24 protein-coding genes are annotated in these 25,717 nt (G+C 69.7%); 14 read left to right on the top strand and 10 right to left on the bottom strand.

Annotated features, from left to right (window positions below; translation table 11 throughout):
* The first annotated feature begins 136 nt into the window (after positions 1-136).
* From HZS55_RS07540 to HZS55_RS07550, 3 genes are all read left to right on the top strand, one after another.
* Positions 137-1,996 (top strand): hypothetical protein, encoded by a 1,860-nt coding sequence (locus tag HZS55_RS07540; protein WP_179911084.1) that lies wholly within the window; start codon positions 137-139, stop codon positions 1,994-1,996.
* Between the two features lie 100 nt (positions 1,997-2,096).
* On the top strand, positions 2,097-2,360 hold the full coding sequence (locus HZS55_RS07545) for a hypothetical protein (protein WP_179911085.1): 264 nt from the start codon (positions 2,097-2,099) through the stop codon (positions 2,358-2,360).
* 151 nt (positions 2,361-2,511) lie between these two features.
* Positions 2,512-3,075, top strand: a complete 564-nt coding sequence (locus HZS55_RS07550) for a DoxX family protein (protein ID WP_179911086.1) — start codon at positions 2,512-2,514, stop codon at positions 3,073-3,075.
* A 221-nt stretch (positions 3,076-3,296) separates the two neighbouring features.
* Here HZS55_RS07550 and HZS55_RS07555 read toward each other — a convergent pair whose 3' ends face one another.
* On the bottom strand, positions 3,297-4,205 hold the full coding sequence (locus tag HZS55_RS07555) for a serine/threonine-protein kinase RIO2 (protein WP_179911087.1): 909 nt from the start codon (positions 4,203-4,205) through the stop codon (positions 3,297-3,299).
* A gap of 289 nt (positions 4,206-4,494) precedes the next feature.
* On the opposite strand from HZS55_RS07555, the gene HZS55_RS07560 reads away from it, so the two are divergent.
* Together HZS55_RS07560 and HZS55_RS07565 are read left to right on the top strand one after the other, a co-directional pair.
* Entirely contained in the window at positions 4,495-6,663 is a 2,169-nt protein-coding gene (locus tag HZS55_RS07560) for an ABC transporter substrate-binding protein (RefSeq protein WP_179911088.1), read from the top strand.
* A gap of 175 nt (positions 6,664-6,838) precedes the next feature.
* Positions 6,839-7,888 (top strand): TrmB family transcriptional regulator, encoded by a 1,050-nt coding sequence (locus HZS55_RS07565; protein ID WP_179911089.1) that lies wholly within the window; start codon positions 6,839-6,841, stop codon positions 7,886-7,888.
* A 33-nt stretch (positions 7,889-7,921) separates the two neighbouring features.
* Here the strand turns inward: HZS55_RS07565 and HZS55_RS07570 are convergent, their stop codons facing one another.
* Positions 7,922-8,305: a winged helix-turn-helix transcriptional regulator gene (locus HZS55_RS07570; protein ID WP_179911090.1), complete on the bottom strand. Its 384-nt coding sequence runs from the start codon at positions 8,303-8,305 to the stop codon at positions 7,922-7,924.
* Between the two features lie 263 nt (positions 8,306-8,568).
* Here HZS55_RS07570 and HZS55_RS07575 point away from each other — a divergent pair, with 263 nt between their 5' ends.
* Positions 8,569-8,988 (top strand): DoxX family protein, encoded by a 420-nt coding sequence (locus HZS55_RS07575; protein WP_179911091.1) that lies wholly within the window; start codon positions 8,569-8,571, stop codon positions 8,986-8,988.
* Between the two features lie 66 nt (positions 8,989-9,054).
* Here HZS55_RS07575 and HZS55_RS07580 read toward each other — a convergent pair whose 3' ends face one another.
* Entirely contained in the window at positions 9,055-10,746 is a 1,692-nt protein-coding gene (locus HZS55_RS07580; RefSeq protein WP_179911092.1) for an NADH-quinone oxidoreductase subunit D, read from the bottom strand.
* Positions 10,747-10,831: 85 nt separating this feature from the next.
* Between HZS55_RS07580 and HZS55_RS07585 the strand changes: the two genes are divergently transcribed.
* Both HZS55_RS07585 and HZS55_RS07590 read left to right on the top strand, forming a co-directional pair.
* Positions 10,832-11,497 (top strand): helix-turn-helix domain-containing protein, encoded by a 666-nt coding sequence (locus HZS55_RS07585; protein WP_179911093.1) that lies wholly within the window; start codon positions 10,832-10,834, stop codon positions 11,495-11,497.
* A 73-nt stretch (positions 11,498-11,570) separates the two neighbouring features.
* Positions 11,571-12,380: a lipoate--protein ligase family protein gene (locus HZS55_RS07590; RefSeq protein WP_179911094.1), complete on the top strand. Its 810-nt coding sequence runs from the start codon at positions 11,571-11,573 to the stop codon at positions 12,378-12,380.
* Between the two features lie 94 nt (positions 12,381-12,474).
* Here HZS55_RS07590 and HZS55_RS07595 read toward each other — a convergent pair whose 3' ends face one another.
* The gene (locus tag HZS55_RS07595) at positions 12,475-13,575 is read right to left on the bottom strand and encodes an aminopeptidase (protein WP_179911095.1); all 1,101 of its coding nucleotides are present in this window, start codon (positions 13,573-13,575) and stop codon (positions 12,475-12,477) included.
* 147 nt (positions 13,576-13,722) lie between these two features.
* On the opposite strand from HZS55_RS07595, the gene cysK reads away from it, so the two are divergent.
* Entirely contained in the window at positions 13,723-14,676 is a 954-nt protein-coding gene (gene cysK, locus HZS55_RS07600; protein ID WP_179911096.1) for a cysteine synthase A, read from the top strand.
* A gap of 70 nt (positions 14,677-14,746) precedes the next feature.
* Entirely contained in the window at positions 14,747-15,067 is a 321-nt protein-coding gene (locus HZS55_RS07605) for a hypothetical protein (RefSeq protein WP_179911097.1), read from the top strand.
* 76 nt (positions 15,068-15,143) lie between these two features.
* Here the strand turns inward: HZS55_RS07605 and HZS55_RS07610 are convergent, their stop codons facing one another.
* Together HZS55_RS07610 and HZS55_RS07615 are read right to left on the bottom strand one after the other, a co-directional pair.
* Positions 15,144-15,941, bottom strand: a complete 798-nt coding sequence (locus tag HZS55_RS07610) for a class I SAM-dependent methyltransferase (protein ID WP_179911098.1) — start codon at positions 15,939-15,941, stop codon at positions 15,144-15,146.
* Between the two features lie 68 nt (positions 15,942-16,009).
* Positions 16,010-17,266 (bottom strand): DUF6498-containing protein, encoded by a 1,257-nt coding sequence (locus HZS55_RS07615; RefSeq protein ID WP_179911099.1) that lies wholly within the window; start codon positions 17,264-17,266, stop codon positions 16,010-16,012.
* 107 nt (positions 17,267-17,373) lie between these two features.
* Here HZS55_RS07615 and HZS55_RS07620 point away from each other — a divergent pair, with 107 nt between their 5' ends.
* On the top strand, positions 17,374-18,801 hold the full coding sequence (locus HZS55_RS07620) for a hypothetical protein (RefSeq protein ID WP_179911100.1): 1,428 nt from the start codon (positions 17,374-17,376) through the stop codon (positions 18,799-18,801).
* Between the two features lie 65 nt (positions 18,802-18,866).
* On the opposite strand, the gene HZS55_RS07625 is transcribed toward HZS55_RS07620, so the two are convergent.
* Positions 18,867-19,337, bottom strand: a complete 471-nt coding sequence (locus tag HZS55_RS07625; RefSeq protein WP_179911101.1) for a hypothetical protein — start codon at positions 19,335-19,337, stop codon at positions 18,867-18,869.
* A 146-nt stretch (positions 19,338-19,483) separates the two neighbouring features.
* Positions 19,484-20,071 (bottom strand): helix-turn-helix transcriptional regulator, encoded by a 588-nt coding sequence (locus HZS55_RS07630; RefSeq protein WP_179911102.1) that lies wholly within the window; start codon positions 20,069-20,071, stop codon positions 19,484-19,486.
* 138 nt (positions 20,072-20,209) lie between these two features.
* Between HZS55_RS07630 and HZS55_RS07635 the strand changes: the two genes are divergently transcribed.
* Entirely contained in the window at positions 20,210-20,851 is a 642-nt protein-coding gene (locus HZS55_RS07635; protein WP_179911103.1) for a hypothetical protein, read from the top strand.
* A 113-nt stretch (positions 20,852-20,964) separates the two neighbouring features.
* On the opposite strand, the gene HZS55_RS07640 is transcribed toward HZS55_RS07635, so the two are convergent.
* Both HZS55_RS07640 and HZS55_RS07645 read right to left on the bottom strand, forming a co-directional pair.
* Positions 20,965-21,798, bottom strand: a complete 834-nt coding sequence (locus HZS55_RS07640; protein WP_179911104.1) for a deoxyribonuclease IV — start codon at positions 21,796-21,798, stop codon at positions 20,965-20,967.
* A gap of 343 nt (positions 21,799-22,141) precedes the next feature.
* On the bottom strand, positions 22,142-22,795 hold the full coding sequence (locus tag HZS55_RS07645) for a DUF7095 family protein (protein ID WP_179911105.1): 654 nt from the start codon (positions 22,793-22,795) through the stop codon (positions 22,142-22,144).
* Between the two features lie 124 nt (positions 22,796-22,919).
* Between HZS55_RS07645 and HZS55_RS07650 the strand changes: the two genes are divergently transcribed.
* Both HZS55_RS07650 and ncsA read left to right on the top strand, forming a co-directional pair.
* On the top strand, positions 22,920-24,572 hold the full coding sequence (locus HZS55_RS07650; RefSeq protein WP_179911106.1) for a sensor histidine kinase: 1,653 nt from the start codon (positions 22,920-22,922) through the stop codon (positions 24,570-24,572).
* 99 nt (positions 24,573-24,671) lie between these two features.
* Complete coding sequence (gene ncsA, locus HZS55_RS07655; RefSeq protein WP_179911107.1) at positions 24,672-25,691, top strand: tRNA 2-thiolation protein NcsA; 1,020 nt, start codon at positions 24,672-24,674, stop codon at positions 25,689-25,691.
* Positions 25,692-25,717 lie beyond the last annotated feature (26 nt).

Genomic DNA, 25,717 nt, shown 5'->3' on the forward strand with positions numbered 1-25,717 from the left:
ACGCGTTTCGGACCGCGCCGCGCAGCGCGGTTCGCCCGCTGTCGGGTCCGCCGGGACCCGAAGAGATTAGCGTTTCGCAAAAATTATTTTTCTATTCGTTAACTTTAACAGCTATCGGTCGTATGTGTACTCTGCAATGGTAGATAGACGAACCGTACTGAAGGGGGGGGGCATCGCATTCGGAAGCCTGGGCCTGGTGTCGACGGTGCTGGGCCAGGAGTCCGCGCTGGTCGTCCACGAGTTCGACGGGGGGACGTATCCCGGGTCGAACGACCTGGGCAACTGGGCCGGCGCGGGGAGTTTCGCCAACGGCGACGGGAGCGGCGAGGTCGCCGACGGCGCGTTGCGGCTGGCGTACGACAACGCCGGCTGGTTCGCGAGCAACGTCGGCCAGTCGGTCGCCGACCACGGTCACCTGACGATGCGAGTCCGGGGGGACTCGGGCGGCGAGGAGAGCGACTTCCTGGTCGATATCGGGGGCGCCAGGGGGCTACTGTCGAATCTCACCGACGACACCATCGGCACGGAGTGGTCGACCGTCTCGGTCGACCTCTCGGCGGCCGGCGCCGACCCGGAGAACCCGAAGGCCGTTCGGTTCAACTTCTGGCAGGGCGCCTCCGGCGCGGTCGAGATCGACCGCATCGCGTTCACGAGCGACGGCGAGGCGCCGCCGTCGACCGCGACGGCGACGCCGACACCCGACCCGTCGACACCGACGGACGCGCCCGACGACGAGACGCCGACGGACACACCCACCGACGAACCCGACGACGAGACGCCGACGGACGCGCCCGACGACGGCGGGAGCACCTGGGACGTGCCGTTCCCCGAGCGGCCGCCCGAACCGGACTCGCTGCCGGCGGCCTCGGCGATCACCGAGAGCACGACGGTCGCGGAGCTGTGCGAACACTTCGACGACCCCTACTACGTGCCGCGGGACTTCACGGACTACCTGCCGGGCGAGACGGGCTCGAAGCTCCAGGAGTGGACCGACTCCGAGAAGGCCGAGGAGTTCGATTACGACGTGAGCGCCGTCGAGGAGAGCGCCGGCGACGGCTCGCTGACGCTCGGCCAGCTCGGTACGCAGGCGCTGCCGTACGTGAAACAGTTGGCCGAGCACGACTTCCCGGCCCACGCGACGGTGAAGCTACTGCCGCGGCTGGCGCTGCTGCCCGACGAGGAGGAGGACCCCGGCGTCCACGACGAGCCCTCGACGGTCTGGTCGGAGACCGCGGGACCGACCGCGGCCACCAACGACCCCGACCAGCTGATCCAGGACCGCTGGCCGACGGACGCGCGGACCTACCAGCCGATGGAGGTCCGCGTGCGCGACCGCGCTCACGACCAGCCCCAGTACGACGACAGCCGCGAGTGGGCGAGCTCCGGGAGCATCTCTGACTCCTTCTACAACGACGAGACGAACCCGGTACTCGACGCCGCCGCCGAGAAGGTCCACCCGGCGACGGGCGAGTCGCTCGGCGGCGACGGCTTCACCGCCAACGCGCCCATGGAGGCGGAGATCCGGATCCACGAGACCGGCGGGGGCTACCTCAACCAGTACATCAAGCTGAAAAACACCAGCGAGGTGCCGTACTTCCAGGACGCCGCGGTCATCTGGTGGCTCGGCCCCTCGGGGAACGCCTCGAACCTCTCGGACGGCCACTGGAACAACCCCCACCGGCCGAGCGCGTCGCTGGGCCACCCCCAGCGCGACGTGATCGAGGTGAACCACCCCGACTACACCGATCTGTCGGTGTACGCCGTTCGCCTGGCCAACCACGACGAACCGTACCACATGCGGACGATCTACCCCGGCCAGAGCGTCGCCATGGAGATCGGCACGCCCCGCGACGGCAGCGCGTGGTCGAGCAGCGCCGAACGGCAGGATATGGTCGACACGATGCTCGACTCGCTGCACGTCGAACTGGAGACGGACCTGAACCGCAACGACCCGATCGTCGACGCCATCGACCTGACGTACCGCGTGCCGAACTGACCGCGGTCGCTCTCGAACCGACCGCGGCGGTTCCCGAACCGACCGAAACCGTTCCCTGTCGCCGTCCCCGCCCGCGACCGCGGCGTCGCGGCCCCCGACCGTGACGCCGACCGCCACGCCTGCGGACACCCCGACGCCCAGCGGCCCCACGTCGACGCCGACACCGACAGACGCGCCGAGTACGTCCTATGAACAGATCGACCGCGACGTGAGCGACGACTCGACCGGCGCCTCCTTCTCGGAGGTCGCCGTCGACACGGAGTCGCCGAGCGTCGACCGGACCTCGTCGACCCTCTCGCTACGATTGAACTTCTGGCAGGGCGGGGCCAGCACGCTCCGAGTCGACGGCGTCCGCCTGGCGTAGCGTCGTCGTCGCTTCTCGCGCTCGGTGGGACCGACTCGCCGGTCCTCATTCGACGAGGTTTCCCACTCGCCGAGAACGGTTCTCGGTCGGAGAGAACAGCCTGTCGGGTATATACTCCGAACCGGCGTCTGTCCAGATAGAGGTCAACACAATGGCAACGACCACCCCCGGCGTCAACGAGTTCGAGAGCGAGATCGGCGGCATCACGGTCCGCGGGAAAGCCCACAGCCTGTCGGCGTGGTTCGTGCTGGCGCTGCGGCTCATGATGGGCTACGCGTTCCTGTACTCGGGCGCGACGAAGATCCTCGAGGGCGGATTCGCCGCCGACGGCTATCTCGTCCACTCGGCCGCGACCAACGGTAACCCCCTGGCCGACGCCTTCCTCTGGATGGGGACGACCGACTGGTTCGTCGCGTTCGCGAACGTGGCCGTCCCGTGGGGGGAGGTCCTCATCGGCCTGGGCCTGCTCGTCGGTGCGCTCGTCCGCCTCGCGGCCCTGTTCGGCGCGCTCATGATGGCCCTGTTCTACTTCGGGAACTGGGAGGTCGCCCACGGGGTCATCAACGGCGACTTCGCCTACATGCTCGTGTTCCTCGCCGTCGCCGCCTTCGGCGCCGGCCGGATCCTCGGGCTGGACGCGCTCGTCGAACGCTACGAGGTCGGTGGGCAAGCGCTGATCGAGCGCTACCCGCGCCTGCGCTACGTCCTCGGCTGACGCCGGGGGCGAGTCGGTCCGAGTGTCCGAGCCCGCCTGTTTTTTCGCTCGCGGATCCGAGATGTCGTCCGAGAGGCTTCGTCTCCCCGAATTCTGTGGGCGTGCGTCGACAGGGCAGATTAGATTTGGTATCGCGATATACGATTTATCTGCCCGAGATGCTAACGGAGGTTCCGTCGGAATTCGTCGGACAGAATGCTGCGGACCGGCCGAGAACGGACTTATTCGGCGAACTCGGCGACCGACTCGAACGAATCGTCGGCGAGCGCCCCGGCGAGGGCGGGCACGTCGACCTCGTCGACGTGACTGGGGTACTTGCGGGCGAAGTAGCCGACGAGGTTCTCCACGTCGCGTTCGAGGAGTTCGCGGGCGTTCTCGTGGTCGGTGGGGACGGCCTGTGGCCAGTCGAAGACGACGACGCCCTCTTCGGTGACGAAGACGTTGTACTCGCTCATGTCGGCGTGGACGTACCCCTCGGCGTAGGCGGTCGCCATCTCCGCGAGGATCAGCTCCATGACGGGGATCACCTGGGCGTCGGTGAGCTTCGTCCGGGAGAGCTCGACGCCGTCGACTTTCTCCATGACGAGGGCGTGGCGGTTGTGGTCGACCGGCTGGGGGACCGACACGTCGGGGTACAGCGATTCGAGGGCGTCGTACTCGCGCTCGGCGGCCTTGCGCGCGGTGTACTGCCAGGAGACGTGGTCCCGATCCGAGGTGTAGTCGCGCTCTTTCATCACCTCGCGGAAGTTGGTGTAGCCCTCGCGGTGGTACTTCAGCGCGAGCGGGCGATAGGACCGGACTTCGTACACGTCGCTCTCCTTGCCGACGCCCAGGGGCGCGCCGACGCCGTCGAAGGTCTCCCGCTCGGCGAAGGTGTGCAACGCGAGCGCGTCGTACCCCTCGAAGGTGAGCTTGAACCCCTCGTACTGGATGGTCTTGCGCTCGACCAGCCCGCGGTCCTCACAGCGGTCCAGCCGGTAGTCCACGTCCTCGGCCGACAGGCGGGTGTACTCGGGGAGCGTCTCGCGGTCGACGTACTCCGAGAAGCGCATCCCCTGTTCGACCCCCGAGAGCAGATAGAAGTCCTCGGCTTCGAGGTCGGCTATCACGGACGCCACGTTCTGGACCATTACTCGCCCGTACTCCGTCGATAGGGAAAAGCCCGACGCGTCGGCCGCGACCGGGCGATAAATCACATAACGCGATATCGAATCGTTCCCGGGCCGCCCGGATGACCGCTCTGGACGGTCGACCGCACGGGACACCGATCGCCCGTTCGCGATCGCCGGAGCCCGGACTCGATGAGCGGAATCGTCGTTTCCCAGGCCCGAACGGCCGAACGAGCTGGCCGAAAATATTGTGAAGAAATTTTTCCACCAGAAATTATTTCAAGGGGTGGCGCACAGTAGGGCACGGATCATGGTAGTTAATCACGAGGGTAACGAGGCGGACGGCGAGTCGACGGACGGGGTCTCGCGTCGTCGGTACGCGCAGGTGATCGCGGGGCTGGGCGCGGCGGGGCTGGCCGGCTGTCCGAGCGAGGGCGGGTCGACGGCGACACCGCTCGGGTCGAGCGACGACACGGTGGAACCGATCGAGCCCGAGAACACGGCGTCCGACGGGTCGGAGAACACGGCGGCACCGACGGCGACCGACCGCGAGCCGGTCGTCGACACGATCGCCTTCGCCCACGCGAACTCGCCGGACGTGTTCGACTGGAACCCGTGGACGCCCCAGGACAACACCGCCGGCGACCTGTGGATGTCGGACCTCCACGGGCTCCGAAACGTCCACACGACGAACCTGTCCTACAGCGGGACGACGATCCCCACGCCGCACAAGCCCGACCACGAGGAGATCGAGGTCATGACGTGGATCGCGAGTACCGATGTCGAGCCCCCCTACGACTGGTACGACCACCACGACGACCGCTCGGCCTATTGGAACGGTGACGCCCACGACGCGGTCGCCCGCGAGAAACACAACCACGTCGAGTTCTTCCAGGCCGGGAACAAGTTCACCGAGGGCGCGACGTTCAACCAGCAGGCGGAGGACCAGTGGACGCTCCACCAGTGGACCGACAAGGGGTCGGTCCCGGCCCAGGAGCCGGACCCGACGGCGAGCAACATTCTGGAGACGTACGCGGGGCCGGTCGACGGCGACCCGCCGCTGCACCCGTCGTTCACGGAGCCGTACCTGGAGCAGTACCGCGACGCGGGGTCGCGCGACCGGGCGACGGCGGTGACCGACGAGGTCAAGAGCGACCGCGTCTCGCTCGACCGCATCGCGCTGGCGGGCGGGACCGACGAGTATCTCGCAGGCACGGGGCCCTACCGGCTGGAGTCGATGGACGACGTGGGCTCCGAGCGGATGATCCTCCGGCTCGACCCGGAGCACCCCAACGCCGGGCACACCAACGTCGAGAACCTCGCGATCTACTGGGCGGAGGGCGACCGCGCCCAGACGCTGAAGACCGAGGGCGTACTGGACGTGAACGTCGGGGACGTCTCGCCCGGCGCGTCGCTGAACCGCGAGGTGCTGCCCGACTACATGCAGGAGTTCACGCGGTGGCTGCGCGCCACGGGCGGGGACATGTGGAAGTTCAACTGGAACAACCCGCACCTCCAGAACCTGTGGGTCCGCCGGGCCTTAGTCGAGGCCGTCGACTGGAACGCCGTCTCCGCCAACGGCTGGGGTCAGGGCGGCGCCCAGCCGCTCGCCCACGACACGTTCCTGCTGGACGCCCAGTCGGAGGCGGTCTTCTCCGAGGAGTTCCTCGACGGCCTGCACGCCTACTCGCGGGGGTCGAACACGGAGGCGGCCACCGAGTACATGAACCGCGCGGGGTACACGAGGCAGGGCGGCCAGTGGGTCGACCCGACGGGTAACGCCGCCGAGATCGACCTGTTCGCCACGTCGACGATCCCCGAACACGTCCAGGCGGCCCAGACGATCCGGGCGAACCTGGCCAACTGGGGCTTCGGCGTGAACCTCTCGACGCAGGGGTGGTCGACGTGGTCGAACAACTTAGACCCCAACGGCGGGCTGAACTACGAGACCTCGCTGTACTGGCACGGCGACCCGTACGTCTTCCAGTACTACCACGACGTGGGCGCCTGGTGGGACGAGACGCTCGTCGCCGGCAGTCCCACCTCGTCGGACCCGATCGAGGCCAAGCCCGAGGACACCGTCGACACCCAGGGCAAACCGATCGTCCAGCAGGTGCCCGACGAACCCGGTGCCTTCGAGGCGCCCGACGAGGCCGGCAAGGCCCCCGATCTGGACGACGCCACCGAGGTCAACCTCGTCGAGACCGTCAACGCGATCCGCCAGCCGGGCAACAGCGAGGCCGAGCGCCAGCAGCTCTACCGCACCTGCGCGAAGTACTACAACTTCTACGTCCCGCACTTCCCGTTCCACCAGTACATGCAGGGGTCGTTCGGCAACGTCCGCGACTTCGACTGGCCCGGTTCTTCGGCGCGGGCGTTCGACTACGAGCACTCGTTCGGTATCGAGAACGTGCTCGTGCTCGGCGGGATCGCACAGGCCAGCTACGACACCGAGTTCGAACCGCCGGAGGAGGGATGACCATGTAACGGCGCCCTCGTCGCCGGGCCCGGCGTCCGGCCGGGCGACCGGTACGACACTCCTTGTCACGAGGTTTCCGGCGACCGCGCCGCGCCGTCGCTCCCACCCTCGCGGTCGCCGGGGCGGCTCCCGCCGAACAACACACGGATTACTCGCGAGCGAGATATCGACACAAATGGACTCCGACGACGCGGCGCTGCGCGAACAGTTGCGGGTGTTCGGGCTCTCGGACAACGAGATCAACACGTACTTCGCGCTGCTGGAACTGGGCGAGGCGACGACCAGCGCCGTCGCCGACGAGGCGGGCGTCACCCAGCGGTCGGTGTACAACATCGTCGAGCGCCTCGAAGCGCGGGGGCTCGTGCGGGTCAACGACCACGCCTCGCCGACGACGATCCGCGCGCTCCCGCCGCGGGAGGCGATGGCCGACATCTCCGAGCGCATCGACGCGATGACGCCCGAACTCGAGGAGCGCTTCACCGAGACCCGGCCCCGCACCTCGGAGATCGAGATGGCGAAATCCCGGCGGAAGGCGCTCAAGAACCTGCGCGAGGACATCGAGAGCGCCGAGTCGGAGGTGCTGGTCTCGGTGCCGGCGGACGTGGTCCCCGAGATCGGCGAGGCGTTGCGCGCGGCCCGCGAGCGCGGGGCGCTCGTCCTCCTGTTGGTCGGCGAGGTCGCGGACGTCGGCGGGGCGGCCGACCGCTACGCGGACCTGGCGACGGCCGTCCGCTGCTGGGGCGGCGAGATGGCGTTCGCCTACGCCGCCGACGACGAGCGGGCGATGATCGGCAGCCCCGAGGTGTTCGACGGCGCCTACTTCGAGGAGGGGGTCGTCTGGGTGTCCGAGTGGGGACTGACCGGCGCCGTCATCGCCACGTTCCTCGGCGCCTACTGGCCGTTCCCGCGGGAGGTCCACGTGGCCGACCCGGTCGAGCTGCCGGCGACGTTCGAGTGGTTCCGCCGCGCGACGTTCGCCGCCGCTCGCCACCGCGAGGCGGGCGCGGAGTTGCGCGCAGCAATCGAGACGGAGTCCGGCGAGCGGATCGAGGGCCGCGTCCGCGAGGTGCGCCAGGCGCTGGTCGACCCGGTCACCAACGAGTTCACCCTGGAGAACAGCCTCGTCGTCGACACCGGCGAGCGGAGCGTCAGCGTCGGCGCGCCGGGCGGCTACCTCGAAGACTACCGCGGCACGTCCGTCCGACTCCGGCCGGTCGAGGACTGAGCGCGCGGGACGACGCGGTTCGCGGTCGCCGAATCACTCGCCGGCGACGGCCTCGACGGCCGCCATCGCGTCTTTCTCGTCGGCGTCCGCGCCGAGCCACTCGTCGGCCCACCCCTCGATGGCGTCGAAGACGGGACAGAGCGATTCGCCCTTCGCGGTCAGCGAGTAGAACGTCGCGACGGGGGCGTCCTCCTCGAGCCGGCGGTCGACCAGGTCCAGCTCCTGCAGGTCGTCGAGCACGCGCGAGAGCGTGCGCGAGCTCGCGCCGGTCGAGCGTTTGAGCTCGTTGAACCGCTGCTCGCCGTCCTGGAGGTCGTACAGCACCACCAGCCGCCACTGCGATCCGATCTGTTCGAGGGAGTCGACTACTGGACAGGCCTCGGGGTTCGCCGCTTCGGAGTTCGCGTCGGTCGCCATGTGCTTCCCCGTACTCCGCCCACCCACTTAGGTAGTTCGTTCACGAACCCGGTATCACCGAGACACCTGGATCCGGATGCCGTCACGGATCGCTCGGGTCGACTCCGCTATCGCCCGGTAACACGGCCGTCCCCCGGTGACACCAATGTCAGATAACGCATATTTGTATGGGGACTGTACGTGCTCTCGATGTCAGAGGCACGCGTTCACGACGACGGCACGGACGACGAACACGCCGCGGTCAGACTCGGGGTGATGGCCTGATGGTCGCCGAGTCGGCGGCGGGCGAGGTGATATTCCTGGTCGCTCGCCTGCTGTTCGGCGGCGTCCTCGCGTTCATGGGGATCAACCACTTCTCGGGCGTCGAGGGGCTGGCCGGGTATGCCGAAATGAAGGGGATCCCCGCGCCGACGTTCTCGGTGATCGCCTCGGGCGTGGTGCTCGTCCTCGGCGGAGTCGGGGTCGCGCTCGGCGCCGCGCCGGTGCTTTCGGCCGGCGCGCTGGCGACGTTCCTGCTGGTCTCGGCGGTGACGATGCACGACTTCTGGGCGGTCCCCGACGACCAGACCCAGGACGAGATGACCGGCTTCCTGAAGAACGTCGCGCTGGCGGGCGGTGCGCTCGGGTTCCTCGCGCTCGGCGGGCAGGCGTGGCCCTACGCGGTCGGCGTCGGGCTCTTCTAAAACGGATCGCCGGCGGTGTCGGTTCGACGGTGTGGTCGGTCGTTTAGGCACTCCTCGACACTTCCTTCACCGATCCACGTCGCCCATGATGGGGTCGAGGCTGCCGATGGTGGCGATGAGGTCGGCGACGAACTCGCCGCGGGCGGCCGCCTCCAGTGCGGAGAGGTTCGAGAAAGAGGGGCCGCGGATCTTGAAGCGAGCGGGCTCGTCCGTGCCGTCCGCGCGGATGTAGATGCCGAGTTCGCCTTTCGCGGACTCGACGGCCCGGTAGATCTCCGTGTCGGGGTCGGGCCGCAGCGTCCGGGGAACGTTGGCCTGGACGGTGCGGTCGGCCTCGGGCCACTCCTCCAGCAGGTCGACGCACTGCTCGACGATCCGGGCGGACTGTTCTATCTCGCGCAGGCGCACGAGCACGCGCGCGTAGTTGTCGCCGCCCTCGGCGGTGACCACGTCCCAGTCCAGTTCGGGGTAGTAGCCGTAGGGGTCGTCGCGCCGGAGGTCGTAGTCGACGCCCGAGCCGCGGGCGACCGGGCCGGTACAGCCGTTTTCCTTCGCGGTCTCGGCGGATAACTCGCCGGTGTCGACGGTCCGAAGCTGGAAGACCTCGTTGCTGGTCAACAGATCGTGGTACTCGGCGAGCCGTTCGGGCAGGTCGTCGACGAACTCGCGGATCTCGGCGAAGAACTCGTCGCGGGGGTCGGGCAGGTCCCAGGCCACCCCACCCAGTCGGAAGTAGTTGAACATCAGCCGCTGGCCGGTCAGGTCCTCCAGGACCGACTGGATGCGCTCGCGCTCTTTGATCGCGTACATGAACGAGGCGGTGAACTCGCCGATCACGTCCAGCGCGTAGGTGCCCACCGCGAGGAAGTGCCCGAGCAGTCGCGACAGTTCGGCGCTCATCGTCCGGATGACCTGGGCGTACTCCGGCACGTCGATGTCGGCCAGATCCTCGGCGACGCGGGCGTAGGCCCACTCGTTGCAGAGGCCGGCACCGGTCCAGTCCCACCGGTCGGGGTAGGGCATGATCTGGTGGCGGTAGGTGCCCTGCTGGCACATCTGCTCCTCGCAGCGGTGGATGTAGCCGATATCCGGAGTCACCTCGGCGACGCGCTCGCCGTCGAGCGTGGCGCCGACGCGGAGCACGCCGTGGGTCGCCGGGTGGTGCGGCCCGAGGTTGACGTACATCGTGTCGCCGTCGCGGTGGTCGTCGGCCAGCGGGTTCTCGTGCTCGCGGAAGGGCACGATCTGCGGCTCTTCGCCGCCGAAATCCGGGTCGAGCGGGTGGCCCTGCCAGGTCTCGGGCAGGAGGATCCGCCGCAGGTCGGGATGGTCGTCGTACTCGATGCCGACGAGGTCGTAGGCCTCCCGCTCGTGCCAGTCGGCGGTCGGGTACACCGGCGCCGCGCTCTCCTGTTCGGGATCGGCGGCGGGGGTCGGGACGACGACGGAGAGTTCGCGCTGGGGGTCGTCGTAACTGCGGAGGTGATAGATCGACTCGTAGCGGTCGCCGTAGGCCTGGCCGGTGACGCAGGCGCAGTGGTCGAAGCCCGCCCGGTCGCGCAGCGCCGACAGCACCGCCTGCACGCGGTCGGCCCGGACGACGAGCGCCGGGGCGTTCAGGTGCTGTTCGGTGTCGGTGACGGCGCCGTCGGGGACGACCGCCAGTGCTTCGTCGAGGGGCGACTCGGCGTCGGCCGGTGCGAGCGACGCGGGGGCCGTCCCCCCGGTCTCGCCCACCTGTCGCTGCCGTTGGTCCATACGCGCCGTTGGCGCGGTCGGACAATCGCCGTTGGGCCTCACGAGTGGGCAGGATTTAAGTCAGCGCGGTGAAACCGATCGCGCGATGCGGTACCTGCGCGTCGCGGTCCACCAGGAGCCGGCCGTGCGACACCCGATGCACCAGTTCGTCGTCGAGCAGGAGGGGTACACTGTCTCGCGGCTGCTCCAGTACAACACGTCGCTGGCGGAGGAACCGGCCTTCCTGTTCCACGTCGACGGTGACCCCGCCCCCTACGAGCCGGTCCTCGACGAGGTCGAGAGCGTGTCGACCTACGAGATATCCCGGTGTCCCGACGACACGTTCTACCTCTACGTCCGCGAGACGATCCCCGAACACAGTCAGGACTTCGTCGGGGCGTTCACCCAGCCTGGGCTGGTCGGGCTGATGCCGGTCGAGTACCGGGCCGACGGGACCGTCCGGCTGACCGCCGTCGGACCGGCCGAGATGCTCCAGACGGCCGTCGACGAGACGCCCGACGGGATGGACGCCGAAGTGCTGGAGATCGGGGAGTACGACGCCCGGCGGCTGGACGCCGGCAGCGACCTGACCGACCGGCAGTTCGAGGCCGTCCTCGCGGCCGTCGACTGCGGCTACTACGAGACGCCCAGCGAGGGCAGCGTCGCGGACGTGGGCGAGCGCCTCGACTGTGCCCCCGGCACCGCCGCCGAACTCTTGCGTCGGGCCGAGCGCTCGGTCATGAAAAACGTCGTCTCCACGGGACCGTTCTGAACCGACCGGGCCGCTCGGAGTCGTCGGACCTGACGAACGCAACCGATTTCCTGCGACCGTCCCAACCCAGGATATGAGCCTGGCCGACCGGGAGTGGCGGCTGATCGCCGAGGAGTCCCGTTCGGGGCCGCTGAACATGGCGCTGGACGAGGTCGCCGCTGAATCGGCCGCCGAAGACGGAACTCGCACGCTGCGCGTCTACCGCTGGGCGCCCAGCACGCTCTCGCTGGGCTACCACCAGGACCCCGAAACGATCGACTGGGACTACTGCGACCGGGAGGGGGTCACGGTCACCCGCCGGCCCACCGGCGGCGGCGCGATCTACCACGACGACTTCGGCGACATCTCCTACTCGGTCGTCGCCCCGGCCGAGGAACTCCCCGGCGATCTGCTGGAGTCCTACGAGTTGCTCTGCGAGCCGCTGCTGGACGCCTTCGAGCGGATGGGCGTCGACGCCCGCTTCGCCGACGAGGAGCGGCCGGCGGTGTACGAACCGGCGTGTTACCTGCGGGCGCTCCACCCCGCCCACGACGTGGTCGCCGGCGACGGCCGGAAGATCTCGGGCAACGCCCAGTACCGCCGGAAGGACGCGGTCGTCCAGCACGGGTCGATCACGTTCTCGCGGACGACTGACCGGCATCTGGATTGTTTCGCCGACCCCGACGCTACTGCCGCCGAGTTCGACGAACGGGTGACGAGCGTCCGCGAGCAGACCGGGATGGGTCGAGCCGAGACTGTCGCGGAGTTGGAAGAAGCGCTCCGCTCGTGGGTCGATGCCCACGAGGGAACGTGGTCGGACGAGGAGTTGTCGCGAGCGCGTGGGCGGGCCCGCGAGAAGTTCGAGACCGACGAGTGGACGCGCGAGGGCGACGACCCCCTGTGAGGGCGGTGGGCTGGTGGTGCGGGTCTCGCTACTCCTCGCGGGCCGCTCCGCTCCCCGCTCGGATGTCGGAGACGCTCACTTCGCTCGCGTCTCCCTACTCCTCGAACCCGTCTTCGAACCTGAATGTGCCGTCGCGCTGGACGACTTCGCCGTCGACCTCGATGAACGACTCGTCGTTCATGTCGACGATCATGTCCATGTGCATCGCCGAGTCGTTGCCTTCCACGTCGCCGTCGTCGGGGACGTTCTCCTCGATGGTGCGGCCCAGGGCCATGTGGACGGTGTCGCCCATCTTCTCGTCGAACAGCATGTTGTAGGTGAAGCGGTCGATGTCGCGGTTCATCCCGATACCTAGCTCGCCCAGTCGTCTCGCACCGGGGTCGGTGTCGAGGACGGCGGCGAGCACCTCCTCGTTTTTCGCCGCCTCGAACTCGACGACTTCGCCGTCCTCGAAGACGAGGCGCACGTCCTCGACCTCCCGTCCCTGGGCCATCAGCGGCATGTCGAACAGCACCTCCCCCTCGACGCTGTCGGGGACGGGCGCGGTGAACACCTCGCCGCCGGGGAGGTTCTTCTCGGCGTAGTCGTTGGCGGGCACCATCCCCTCGACGGACATGGTCACGTCGGTGGTGTCCCCGGAGACGATCCGGACCTCGCTGGCCCCGTCCAGGATCTCGACCATCTGGGCCTGGAACTCGCGCTGTTCGTCCCAGTCTTTGGTGACGGCGTCGTAGACGAAGTCGGCGTACGCCTCGGTGGACATCTCGGCGTCCTGGGCGTTGCCCGTGGCGGGGTACTGGGTGCCCACCCAGCGCTTGCTCATGATCTCGTCTTGGATCGGCTTCATGATCTTCCCGTAGGCGGCGTTCTTCTCGGGCGGCACGTCGCCCCGCTCGTGGGTGTTGCTCGACGCGCGGATCGAGATCGCCACGTCGATCTCCTCGACCATCGCCCGGAGCGCGGCCGGCGGCTCGTCGTAGTCCTCGGGGTCCATCGCCCGCATGAACGCTCGGCTGGCGCGACTGCTCCCGATGCGCGTGACGCTGTTGGCGCCGCGCTCGCCGATGCGCCGCTGGAGGGCGACGACCAGGTCCTCCGCCTCGGGCGAGGCCGAGATAAGCACCTCGTCGTCGGCTTCGATCCCGACCGAGTGGTCGACGATGACGTCCGCGTGGTCCTCGACTCTGGGGTCCATACCGTCGGATCGTCCGGCAGCCCGTTAACAGTTCCTCGACGGACCGCTCCCTGTCGCCGTCGATCGTCCTGAACCGGTCCGTGGGGAGTCGTTACCCCCGATGTTGAGGTCGCCGACCCAACCGTCGCGAGCGCCTACGGAGAGACGATGGATATCGCAGATGACATCGCGGCGGAGATCGGCGACACACCGCTCGTCAGACTGGACTCGTTCGCCGACAACCTCGCGGGCAAGGTCGAGTCGTTCAACCCCGCCGGCTCGGTGAAAGACCGCATCGGCGCGGCCATGCTCGACCGCGCCGAGCGCATGGGCCACCTCGACGAGGCCGACCTGGTCGTCGAGGCGACCTCCGGCAACACGGGCATCGGGCTGGCGACGGCCTGCGCCGCTCGCGGCTACGACCTCGTGCTGACGATGCCCGAGTCGATGAGCGAGGAACGCCGCGCGTTGCTGTCGGCGCTCGGTGCCGAGGTCGTGCTCACCCCCGCCGACGGCGGGATGGACGGCGCCATCGAGGCCGCCGAGACCATCGCCGACGAGCGGGACGGCGTCGTCGCCAGCCAGTTCGAGAACATCGCCAACCCCGAAGCTCACCGCTCGACGACCGGCCCCGAAATCTACGAGGACACCGACGGCGAGGTCGACGCCTTCGTCGCCGGCGTCGGGACGGGCGGAACGATCACCGGCGTCTCCGAGTACCTCAAGGAGGAGCGAGGGGCCGACGTGGAGAGCGTCGCCGTCGAACCCGCCGACTCGCCCGTGCTCTCGGGCGGCGACGCCGGGTCGCACTCGATCCAGGGGATCGGCGCCGGGTTCGTCCCCGAGATCCTGCGGACCGAACTGGTCGACGAGGTCCGCACCGTCGAACACGAGCGGGCGGTCGAGACGACCCGCAAGCTCGCCCGCGAGGAGGGGATCCTGACCGGCGTCTCCGCCGGCGCCGCGCTGGCCGCGGCGAGCGAGGTCGCCCGCGAGCGCCCGGACGACCTGGTGGTCGTCGTCCTCCCCGACACCGGCGAGCGCTACCTCTCGACGGACCTCTACGAACCGGCCACCGTCAGCCACTGGGAGGCGAACGAACCCGCCCCCGCCGACGACTGAGACCGGGCGATCTTCCTTTTCGGCGCGCGCTGTCGCGCGCTTTCATGCGCGCGACGAAACTGCGCGAGGGATGAGCGACCGTAGGGAGCGAATCGGCTGGGGAGGTGTGTGGCTGTTTGCGGTGCTGTGCGGGACGGTGCTGTCCTGGCGGACTGAAAGGGCGAGGCGCGCTCGCGTTCACTTCAGTCGTCTGGGCGGGCCACTATTCGAGCGAGTCGTGCGAGCGAGAATATCCCGCCTCAGCGACCGCGAGCGCGTCGAGGGCTTTCAGTGCTTGCTGTCGTCTGCGGTCACCTCGATTCAGAGCGAGCGCGTCGAGGGCTTTCAGTGCTTGCTGTCGTCTGCGGTCACCTCGATTCAGAGCGAGCGCGTCGAGGGCTTTCACCGGTAGCCGTCGAGCACAGTAATCGATCCAGCTAGCCAGCGTGCCGAGAATCTCCACCGTCCACGAACGACAACAGAACCAGCTACTTCACCCGGCCGACGGTGACGAAGAAGGGGACCGTCTCGGTGCGGACGTACGCCTCCTCGCCCATCTGGTCGACCACATCGCGGCCCATCGCGCGCCAGGCCGAGCGCAGGTCGTCGTACTCGCCCTCCGACGTATCCCCGGACAGGATCGTCTCGCGGTCGTCGGCCAGCCCCTCGCCGGTCACTTTCCTGCGGGCGGCCTCGACGGCGGCCTCGGAGTAGGGCGGCGCCACCACGCGCTCGTGGTCGTACCGGCGGGTCGACACCACCTCCAGCCCGGCCGCCTCGAACACCCCCCGAGCGCCGGCGCCGAGGGTCACGTCCGTCTCGACGCCGTCGAGGAATCGCTCGCGGGCGCGGCGGGCCAGCGGCGGTTCGGCGTCGACGGTCGAGTCCACCGTGACCGCGCCGTTGTCAGGCTCGACGGCCGCGACCAGGTCCGAGGAGACGCGGGCGAACTCCGCGACCGCCTCGGCGGGGTCGGGGAGGTTGATCAGCAGCGCCTGGCAGACGACCAGGTCGAACGCGTCGGCGCGGAAGGGGAGACGCGTCGCGTCGGCGCGGACGACGGGTCCCACCTCGCTCGCGGCGGCGAGCAGCCGCGGGTCGGCGTCGGCGCCGACGACCTCTGCGCCGCTCTCCGCGGCGAGGACGCGGGTGAGTTCGCCCGTCCCGCAGCCCACGTCGAGGACTCGCTCGCGGGTCGCGAGGTCGAGATCCGTCAGGGCTTCGCGGGAGTCGGCCCACATGCCCTCGCGGGTCGTCTCCAGGTAGTCGGCGCTGAACTCTCGCACTGACCGTTCGTTCGCCCCCGCGGCCGCATAGGCGCGTCGGTCGACGGCGGTCGGTCCGCCCCAGCCGGCTACTCGACGTCGCGTTCGTAGAGCCAGCCGGCGCCGAGCGCGTCGGCGATGGCCTTCGGGTCGTCGACGTGGGGGGCCACGAGCGACCCGGGCGTGTCGTCGTGCTCGACCTCGTCGGGGTCGGGGACGGTGAACTGCAGTTCCGGGCTCCGGTCGCCGCGGTCGAACTCGACGGTGGCGGTGTCGAACGTCCGGTCGACGAGGTCGGTCTCGACGGCGACGCTCCGTACGTCGTCGCGCTCGATCCGCTGCTGGGGCTCGTCGAACAGCGTGTCGTAGGCGACGAGGACGCCGTCGTAACAGCGGTACTCCAGCGGGCCGTACCTGAGATAGCGAGTGGCGGCTCGGAGCGTCCCGAACGCGACGACGACGGCGATGGGAACCGCCGCGAGCCGAAGCGCGAAGACCGCGAGGAACGCGGCGACGGCGTAGAGAAAGACGACGGTGCTGGTCAGGGTGTAGAGGATCCCGCGGTAGAGCGCGTCGGCGACGGCGACCGCTCGCGAGGGGCGGGCGCGGAGGAGGGGGTCGCCGTCGGGTTCGACGACCGGTTCGGGTTCGATCTCGGTCTCCTTGCTGCCGTAGAGTCGGTAGAAGACGCCCCGCCTGTCGGGGTCGCGTTCGACCTGTATCGTCCGGAGGTCGTAGACGAGCTTGCCGGCGACGATCAGCGCCAGCACCGCCCCGCTGTCGACGCCGGAGGGACCGGCGACGAACAGGAGCGTGCCGACGCCGAAGACGTACTTAAACGGGGCCAGGACGACGGACCGCGGGGAGTGGTCGCGGTAGCCGCCGTCGCGGAAGTAGTCGGCGGCGGTCTCGACGCCGCGGGCGGCGAAGACGCCGACGCCACCGAGCAGCATCTGCCCGGTGGTCTCGGCCGTGATCGTCGGGTCCGCGAGCGCGAACATGAGGAACGCCGCGCCGAGCTCTATCGGCGCGAGGAGGACCACGAGCGTGACGAGCGTCGGTAGGTTTCGGAGGTACACCGGCGGGAGCGGTCCCGGGAGGTCGATCCCGCCGCGTTTGGCCTGGAGCGCGCCCAGCAGCCGGTGGTCGTCGATCGCGTTGTTCGGCCGCTTGGCGGCGAAGGGGACCTTCACCGCCGCCCACCACAGCACCGCCGCGAGTTCGAGGACGAACACGCCGAGGAGGACGGACGCCGACCACCCGAGCGCCAGGACGACGACGGGGGCCACCGCGTTCGAGGCGACCACCGCGAGCGGCCCCGGGCGGCCGAGAGAGGGGACTCGCATACCCGGGTGTGGGCGCTCGTTCAATTGAGAGCCACGGTTTTCGGACCGTTCGTCGGTCAGTCGTGGAGTCAGACATATGTGGACCGGGCGAAAAGACCGGACAACGAATGGGAGCGGACGAGCCGGAGTTCGACCGCGGGGTGACGCTGTGGGAACAGGCACGGGAGTACCTGGAGTGGTACCCGACTGCCGACGTGGACGCCCTCGTCGTCGGTGGCGGCGTTCAAGGCCTCGTGCTGCTGGACGAACTCGTCGACCGGGGGTACGCCGCGGCGCTGGTCTCGAACACGCCGCTGGGCGCCGGCCAGACCTTCGACTGGCCGGGCGTCCTCGCCAAGGGATACCTGAACCCCGACCGCGCCCGCCGCGAGGCCGTCGACGAGCGGTGGCTGCCGTTCGCCGAGGACGCCCGCGTCCCCGTCGAGGGCGGCGAGTGGTACGTCGCTTCGACGGACTACCCGTACCGGCACCTCGTCGACGGGTGGGACGAGGCCGGCTACGAGTACGACGAGCGGGGAGTCGAAGGGCTTCACGAGGTCTACCGCGAGGGGACCGTCTTCGCGAAGGGCAGCGGCGAGCACGTCGCCGCGATCGACGAGTACGTCGTCGACCGCGAGGCGCTCGTCCGCGCGCTCGCGGCGGACCACGCCGAGCGCATCGTCGTCGGCGACATCACCGACGCGGCGTTCGCCGGCACGGGGGGCGACCGCGACGGGGCCGACGGGGCCGGCGCGCCCGCACTCGACCGGCTCACCGTCGAGACTCATCGGGATCTCACGCTGCAGGTCGAGCCGGACTACGTCGTCGCGGCGACCGGGACGGGCACCCATCGGTTCGTCGACTCGCTGGTGGGGAGCGAGTCGTTCCGGGAGGCCGGCGGCGACGCCGGCGCGGTCCGAGGGTCGCTCGACCCGGTGACCTACCGCAACCAGCTCGTCCTCGCGGTGCGCGGACCGGCCGAGGACCTGCCGGCGGTCGGCGCGCACCTCCCGCACAAGGGGATGAGCGTCGTCCCGCGCCGGCACCGCTATCGCGACGAGAACTACGTCACCTGGTACGTCACCAACGACTCCGCCGCCGAGGAAGTCGACCCCGACGAGACGACCGACGAGGCGATGGGCACGCTCGACCCCGAGAAGGTCGAAGTCGGCTACAACAAGCTGTTCGAACTCGTCCCCGCCGTCAAGAACCGCGCCGCCGAAGACGCCGACCTGGAGTTCTACGCCTACGCGACGCTCCAGCAGCGGACCGGGGACGGGGCCGTCCCCCACGCCGAACCGCTGGCGGGGATCGACAACGTCGGCGTCGCGCTGCCGTCCTGCGCCGCGGGCGTCTGGCGGGCGACCGACGACGCCGTCGAGTTCGTCGCCGACGCGGTCGACCCCAGCGGTCCGGTCGACGGGGTCCCGACCGGTGGCGACCCGCCGTACGGCCAACTCGCCGACGACCGCCCCGGCGCTCGCTGGCTCGACTGGACGGCGCTGGGTGTCAGGTATCCGCGCGTACAGAACCGCCCCGACGCCGTCGAACGGTAACGAAAGGGAACGACCGTCGCCGATCCCGGCGACGGCGGTGGAGTGGAGCTATCCGGCGCCCGCCGTCAGTTCGCGGAGCGGTCGCCGTCGACGACGGTGACGTTGTCGCTGTCGACGGTCCGGCTGACGACCTCGCTGTCGTCGATCAGTGCGCCGTCTTCGACGCGTACCGACTCCTCACCGAGGTCGGCGACGACGATCGTCTCGGGGCCGCCGTCGGATGCGTTCGCGTCCATGTGGACGCGATCGCTTGGGTCGACCCCGCTGACGCTCAGGGTCACCGTCCCGTCCTCAAAGCGATCGGCCAGCGACGCGACGGCGTCGTCGGCCTCGTGGATGAGCGAGCGGGTCCGCTCGCGCTCGTCGGTCGTCAGTTCGCCGTCGGGGTCGACGACCTCGACGGTGATATCGGCGGTGTCGTCGTGGTGCTGTGCTACCGGTCGATCGGGCGTCCCGAGATCCGCCGCGGCGACGGAGGCGCCGCCGAGGGCGAGCGCCGCGACGCAGAGGGACGCGATCAGGGTCTTGCGTTTCATCTGTCTGCTCGCGTGACGCGTGCGCCGTCGCCGGTCGCACTCCGGCGCGACACCGCGCCACGGCGGGTACACGTTGCGTGAAAGACCGGATATATCCCCGTTGGAAACGCCCGAAATCGCCGTTCGATCGCCGTTTCAGACGTATTTCACCGGAGGTAGACGACGTTTCCCATGCCCCGTCGCCTGCGTTCGAGGAGGTCCTTGCTCTCCAGCGTGTCGAGCGTGCGGCTGACCGTCGCCTTGGAAAAGTCCGTCCCGGCGACGATCTCGGTCTGCGGGAGGACGCCGTCGGCGTCGAGTACGGTCTCGTAGACGGCCCGTTCGTTGGTCGAGAGTCGTCTCGCCGTCTCCTCTAGCTCCTCCCGGCGCGTTTCGACCAGCTCGTCGCTCGGTTCGGGTCCGGACGACCGTTCGGGAGCGGTCGAGTCGACGGTGGCGGCACCGCTCTCGGGGAGCGACTCGGTCGCGGCGCTGGCCGTCGAACTGACCGCGTCGGGGGTCGAACTGTCGCCGACGAGGAGGTACGTGCCGCTCGCGCCCAGTAGCGCGCCAGCGGCGGCGACGACCGCGATGTCTTCGGGGGTGAAATACGTCCCGAGTTCGGAGACGGTCGTCCCGTTCTCGCCGACGGAGACGACGACCGGGGAGGGGGTGATGAGCTGCACTGCGAGGACCACCGCGGCGGCGACGAACGCGACCGCCGCGGCGAGCTGTCGTCGCTGGAGGGGCGGCATACGTTCTCGGCCATCCTCCGCGATCCCCTAATGCCACCGGTTCGTTACCCTCCGGAACGCCCGTGAAACAGCGACGAAACGCGTTCCGAAGCGCTTTCACCTGAACGCTGATGAGGGCTTTCAGACAACTGTCTACCGATGACCGACATCCGACTACGGGCGCTGGCGCTGGTCGCGCTCGCCGTGCTCGGCGGCGGCGCCGGCTACGCCGGGACCGCGCTGGGCGTCGGCGGCTCGCTCACCGACCAGGCGCCGGCCGGGGAGTTCCGCGTCTCGGACAGCGGCGTCAGCGTCTCGGGGACGAGCGGGAACGTCACCGTCGTCGAGAACATGACCGGGGTCACGGCCGTCGAGATGAGCGCGACCGACGGTCGGCTGGCCGTCGAGACCGCCGAGGGGCCGCTCTCCCCCGCGGACCGGGAGCGAGCGAAAGCGATCGCGCGGAGCGACGAGCGAGTCCGACAGCGCGTCGCCGAACTGGACGAGTACGAACTCACCGTCGAACCGATCTACGGGATCAGCGCCGACCGGGTCCGGTCGACGAACGTCTCCGTCGACGGGAACTGGACCGTGACGGCGGAGAACGGGACCGAGGTGGGGGGCGTCGGGACGTTCGAGGTCGAGAACGCGACGGTCGAAACACGGGACGGGTCGGTGACCGTCGGCGAGCAGTCCTACGACGGCCACGTCGAGGTCGAGATCCGTAACGAGACCGGCGCGGTGGCCGTCGAAGTACAGGTGGATCTCGCGAACGAGGAGGTCGTCGTCGTCACCGAGTGACCGCAGACCGGTTCGACGTATCCCCGCGGGAGTCGCCCGCCGTCGCTACCGGTCACCGGCGATCGACCGGGCGGTGTCCAGTCGTTTCGCTCGCTCACTCCGACTGTCGTTCGCTACGCGTCACGCAGCTCCCGCACCCGCTCGACGTTCCACGCGAAGCTCTTGCCGTCCTCGGTGGGCGTCTCCAGCACCAGCGGCACGTCCAGCAGGGCCTCGTGATTCAGAAACGCGCGCATGCCGTCCTCGCCGATCTCGCCCTCGCCGACGTGGGCGTGTTCGTCCTTGTTCGTCCCGCAGGCGTGTTTGGAGTCGTTGAGGTGGATACACTCCAGGTGGTCCAGCCCGACCACGTCGTCGAACTCGGCGACGGTCTCTTCGACCCCTTCGGGCGTCGAGAGGTCGTAGCCCGCGGCGAAGGCGTGGGCGGTGTCGAGACACACGTCCAGGTCCTGACCCGAGCGGTCGAGTACTTCCGCGAGGTGCTCGAAGTCGCCGCCGAGCTTCGTCCCGGAGCCGGCGTCGGACTCGACGAGGACGGTGACGCCGTCGGGGATCGCCAACTCGTCCAGCGCGCTGGCGGCGTTGTCGAGGCCGCCGTCGACGCCCGCGCCGGTGTGGGCGCCGAGGTGGACGTTGACGTAGGGGATATCGAGTTTGTCGGCGGCGTCGACTTCCTTCTGCATCGAGTCGACGGACTTCTCGCGGAGGTCGTCTTTCGGCGTGCAGAGGTTGACGAGATACGAGGAGTGGATCACCCACGGGCCCAGGTCGTGTTCCTCGTTCAACTCGCGGAACTCGGCGGCCTCGTCGTCGCCGATATCGGGGTCCTGCCAGACCTGCGGGGAGTGGGAGAAGATCTGGCCGCAGGTGCCGCCGATCTCCAGCTGTTCGTCGACGGCGTTGGGGACGCCGCCCGCGATCGATGTGTGTGCGCCGACACGGGTCATGGCCGACCGCAGGGAGTCGACCGGCAAAGTCGTGTCGGACCGTCGCGCGCGGCGACCGTCGCGAAGCCGCCCGGGACCGCGGCCGCGGCTCCGGCCCGACGGTCACACGCGCGTCCGCCGGTCGCGGCCGTCGCCGTACGCGTACACCAGCGCCAGGAAAAACAGCGTGACGAGCGCCCAGGTGAGGACGCCGAGGAGGATCGCCCACAGGAGCATACCGCGACGGACGCGGTCGCGACCGATTGTTATACACTGCCTGACCGCAGTCAGGCGGTCGTTTCGCGGTCACCGCACGCGTCGCGGCGAGTGCGCGTCCGCTCGCACGTTCCCCGCGAGCGGTCGCTCACACCACGTCGCCGCGGACGGTCGCGCCTTCCTGGCGCTCGCGGTAGGCGCGCAGCGCGTCGGCGGCCTCCTCGGCCACGTCCGGGTCGGCGCCGAGCATCTCCAGGGCGCCCGACAGCGTCGGGAGGACGAAGTCGCCGTCGCGCAGCTTCCGGAAGGCCTCGTCGCTGCGCTGCCCGTCGACCCAGAGGCAGGCGCCGCGGGGGTCGAGGATCTGCTCGTAGTCGCCGGTGGCCAGGGCCCCCTCCAGGCGCTGGGTGACGTTGTCGTCGAACGAGGCGTTGCACACTTCGAGGTGGACGGGCTCGTCGTCGTCGACGAGGTGGGCGGCCAGGCACTTCTCGGGGGCGGCGTAGCCGTTGGCGTTGGTGCGGACGTGCTCGGTGTGCTCGGCGGCCCAGTCGGCCCGGACCGTCTCGCCGATGCCGTCGACGCCCAGCGCCAGCTCGTGGGGGTCGGTGTCGCTGTCGTCGCCGCCGACGAGGATGTCCTTCGTGAGGTAGATGTCGAGGCGCTCGACGGGGTCGAGGCCGAGCGCGGCGTCGCCGAACACCCAGATCTCCCTGACGGGGACGGGCATGGGCTCCTCGTCGACGCGGGCGACGAGGTCCTCGACGCGGGCGACGGCCTCCTCGCGCGAGAGGTCGGTCATCGACGCGAGGTAGCCGCCCGAGGGGGAAAACGGTTTCTCGATGGCGCCGCGCGGCCGGCGGTGGTATCACACCTCGATCTCGGAGGAGCGCAGTTTTATGCGGCTCCTCGGAAAATGGTAAGCGATGCGACTCCGGACGCGGTTCGTCCTGGCGCTGGCGCTGGTGGCGCTGGTGCTGTCGGCCACGTCGCTGGTCGGGTTCGTCCTCTACCGGGACGCGGTCGTCGCCCAGGAGCGGACCGAGCTGGCCCACTCGGCGGAGTCCGTGGCCACCCAGGTCGGCGCCGTGCTCACCGAGCGGGAGCGACAGGTCGAGCTGTGGGGGTCGGCGCCGTCGCTGGTCGACCACGGCTCGCCGCCCCAGGAGGCGCGGCTGCGGTCGTTCGTGCGGACCACGGAGTTCAGCGGCGCCTCCGTGATCGCGGCCAACGGGACGATGACGGCGCTGTACTCGGCGGGACTCACCACGAGCGCCCGCGAGCGGCTCGTCGGGCAACAGTTCGGCGATCGGACGTACTTCCAGCGAGCGATGACGGGTGAAACCTACGTCAGCGACCCCGTCAGGGCCGAGACGGGGAACCTCATCGTGACCGTGAGCACGCCGATCCGGGAGACGGGTGAGACCGTCGGGACGTTCAACGCCGCGTTCCACCTCGAACGGGGGGACCTGGCGTCGATCGTTCGGGCCAACTCCGGCCCGACCCAGGGGATCCGGATCGGCGCGAACGGGACGACGCTGTACGCGGTCGGGCCGGTCACCGAGACGGGCGCGGACGCCGACCTGATCGTCGCCGACGAGACGGTCGCCGGGACGGGCTGGACGGTCTCGGCGACGACGACGCGGGCGGCCTTCGAGTCCCAGCTGTGGGCCGCCACGGCCGCCCAGGGCGCGGCGTTCGGGCTGGTGTTGCTGTCGATCGCTGCACTCGGCCTCTGGCTCTACCGCGAGTTCGTCGGCAACATCGAGCGGCTCCACGGCGGGTTCGGCGCCCTGGTCGACGGCGACTACGGGTCGACCGTCTCGCTGACGGGCGCGACCGAGTGGGTCGAACTCGAAGCGGGGTTCAACGACCTGAGCGAGGTGCTCGCCCAGCGCCGCTCGGAGGTGATCGTCCTCAACCGGGTGTTGCGACACAACCTCCGCAACGCGATGACGGTCGTCGTCGGCAACGCCGACCGCATCGCCGAGCGCACCGACGACGAGACGACCCGGACCGAGGCCGACCGCATCCGCCGGCGCGGGGAGTCGCTGCTCGAACTGGCCGACCACGCGCGAGCCGTCGAGTCATCGCTGGGCGCGCGACCCGAGGAGGCGGCGGCCCGGCCGGCCGGCGCCATCCTCGAAGACGTGTCGACGACGCTCCGCGAGGAGTTTCCCGACGCGGACGTGCGGGCGGCGGCGCCCGAGGTGCCGGTCGCGGTCCCCGACGGCGACCTGTTGCTCGTGGCGCTGGACGAACTCGCGCGCAACGCGATCGCGCACAACGACGCGCCGACGCCGACGGTCGCGATCGACGCGGCGGTCGCGGACGGGACGGTGACCTTTACCGTCGCCGACGACGGTCCCGGGATGCCGGCGGTCGAGCGCCGCGTCCTCACCGACAGCTTCGTCGAGACGCCGACCCAGCACGGGGCGGGACTGGGCCTCTGGCTGGTCACCTGGCTGGTCCACTGGGCCGACGGCGAGGTGTCCGTCGACGTGGACGGCGGCACGACCGTCACCGTCACGGTGCCCTGCGAGCCCGACGATGGAATCGACGAGCCGCCCGCCGAGTGAGCGCTCGCCTGACGGTAACACGGGCGGCCGACGACGGGCGCCCCCGGCGGCGAGTCGGGAGCGAAACCCTGACACCCGTCGCCGCGATAGGTCGGGGCGATGGACTGCGACAAGTGCGGGTCGGCCGCGGTGATGCACGCCGCCTACTCCGGGCTGCACCTCTGCGAAGACCACTTCTGTCGAACCGTCGAGACCCGGGTCCGTCGGCGCGTCCGCGAGGACAACCTCCTCGCCCGCTCGGCGACGCCCGACGAGCCCGAGACCTGGGTGATCGGCCTCTCCGGCGGGAAGGACTCGGTCGTCCTCACCGAGATCCTCCACGACACCTTCCGCGAGGACCCGCGGGTCGAACTCGTCGCCCTCTCGATCCACGAGGGGATCGAGGGCTACCGCGACGAGTCGATCGACGCCTGCGAGGAACTCACCACCGACCTCGAGATCCGCCACGAGGTCGTCTCCTACGCCGAGGAGTTCGGCGTCGAGATGGACGACGTGGTCGAAGACGACCCGGAGGGGATGGCCGCCTGCGCCTACTGCGGCGTCTTCCGCCGCGACGCCCTCGAACGCTACGCCGAGAAGCTGGCCGCGGACAAACTGTTGACGGGGCACAACCTCGACGACGAGGCTCAGACCGCACTGATGAACGTCTTCGAGGGCGACGTGGGGCAGATGGCCAGCCACTACGACGCGTCGCTGGGGCCGTTCCCCGAGGAGGACCACAACGGCGACCCGGTCGACCCGCCCGCGGACCCGACCGAGCGGCCGCGCCACGCCCAAGAGCACCACGTCCCGCGGGCCAAGCCGCTGCGGGACGTGCCCGAGAAGGAGGTGGCGCTGTACGCCCACCTCCGGGACCTGCCCGCTCACATCACCGAGTGCCCCCACGCCGAGGAAGCGTATCGGGGAGAGATCCAGGAGCTACTGCTCGGGATGGAGGACAACCACCCCGGCACGCGTCACTCGATCATGGCCGGCTACGAGCAGTTCGCGGCGCTCGCCGCGTCGGCGTTCGGCGGGACGGAGTCGCCCGACTACGGCGAGTGCGAGGTCTGTGGCGCGCCGACCGGCCGGCAGACCTGCCGGAAGTGCGACCTCCTGGACGCGCTGGAAGCGGTCTGACCGGTTCCTTCCGCGCCGCGTCACCC

Origin of the sequence: Halosimplex rubrum (assembly GCF_013415885.1) — an archaeon.
GTDB lineage: Archaea > Halobacteriota > Halobacteria > Halobacteriales > Haloarculaceae > Halosimplex > Halosimplex rubrum.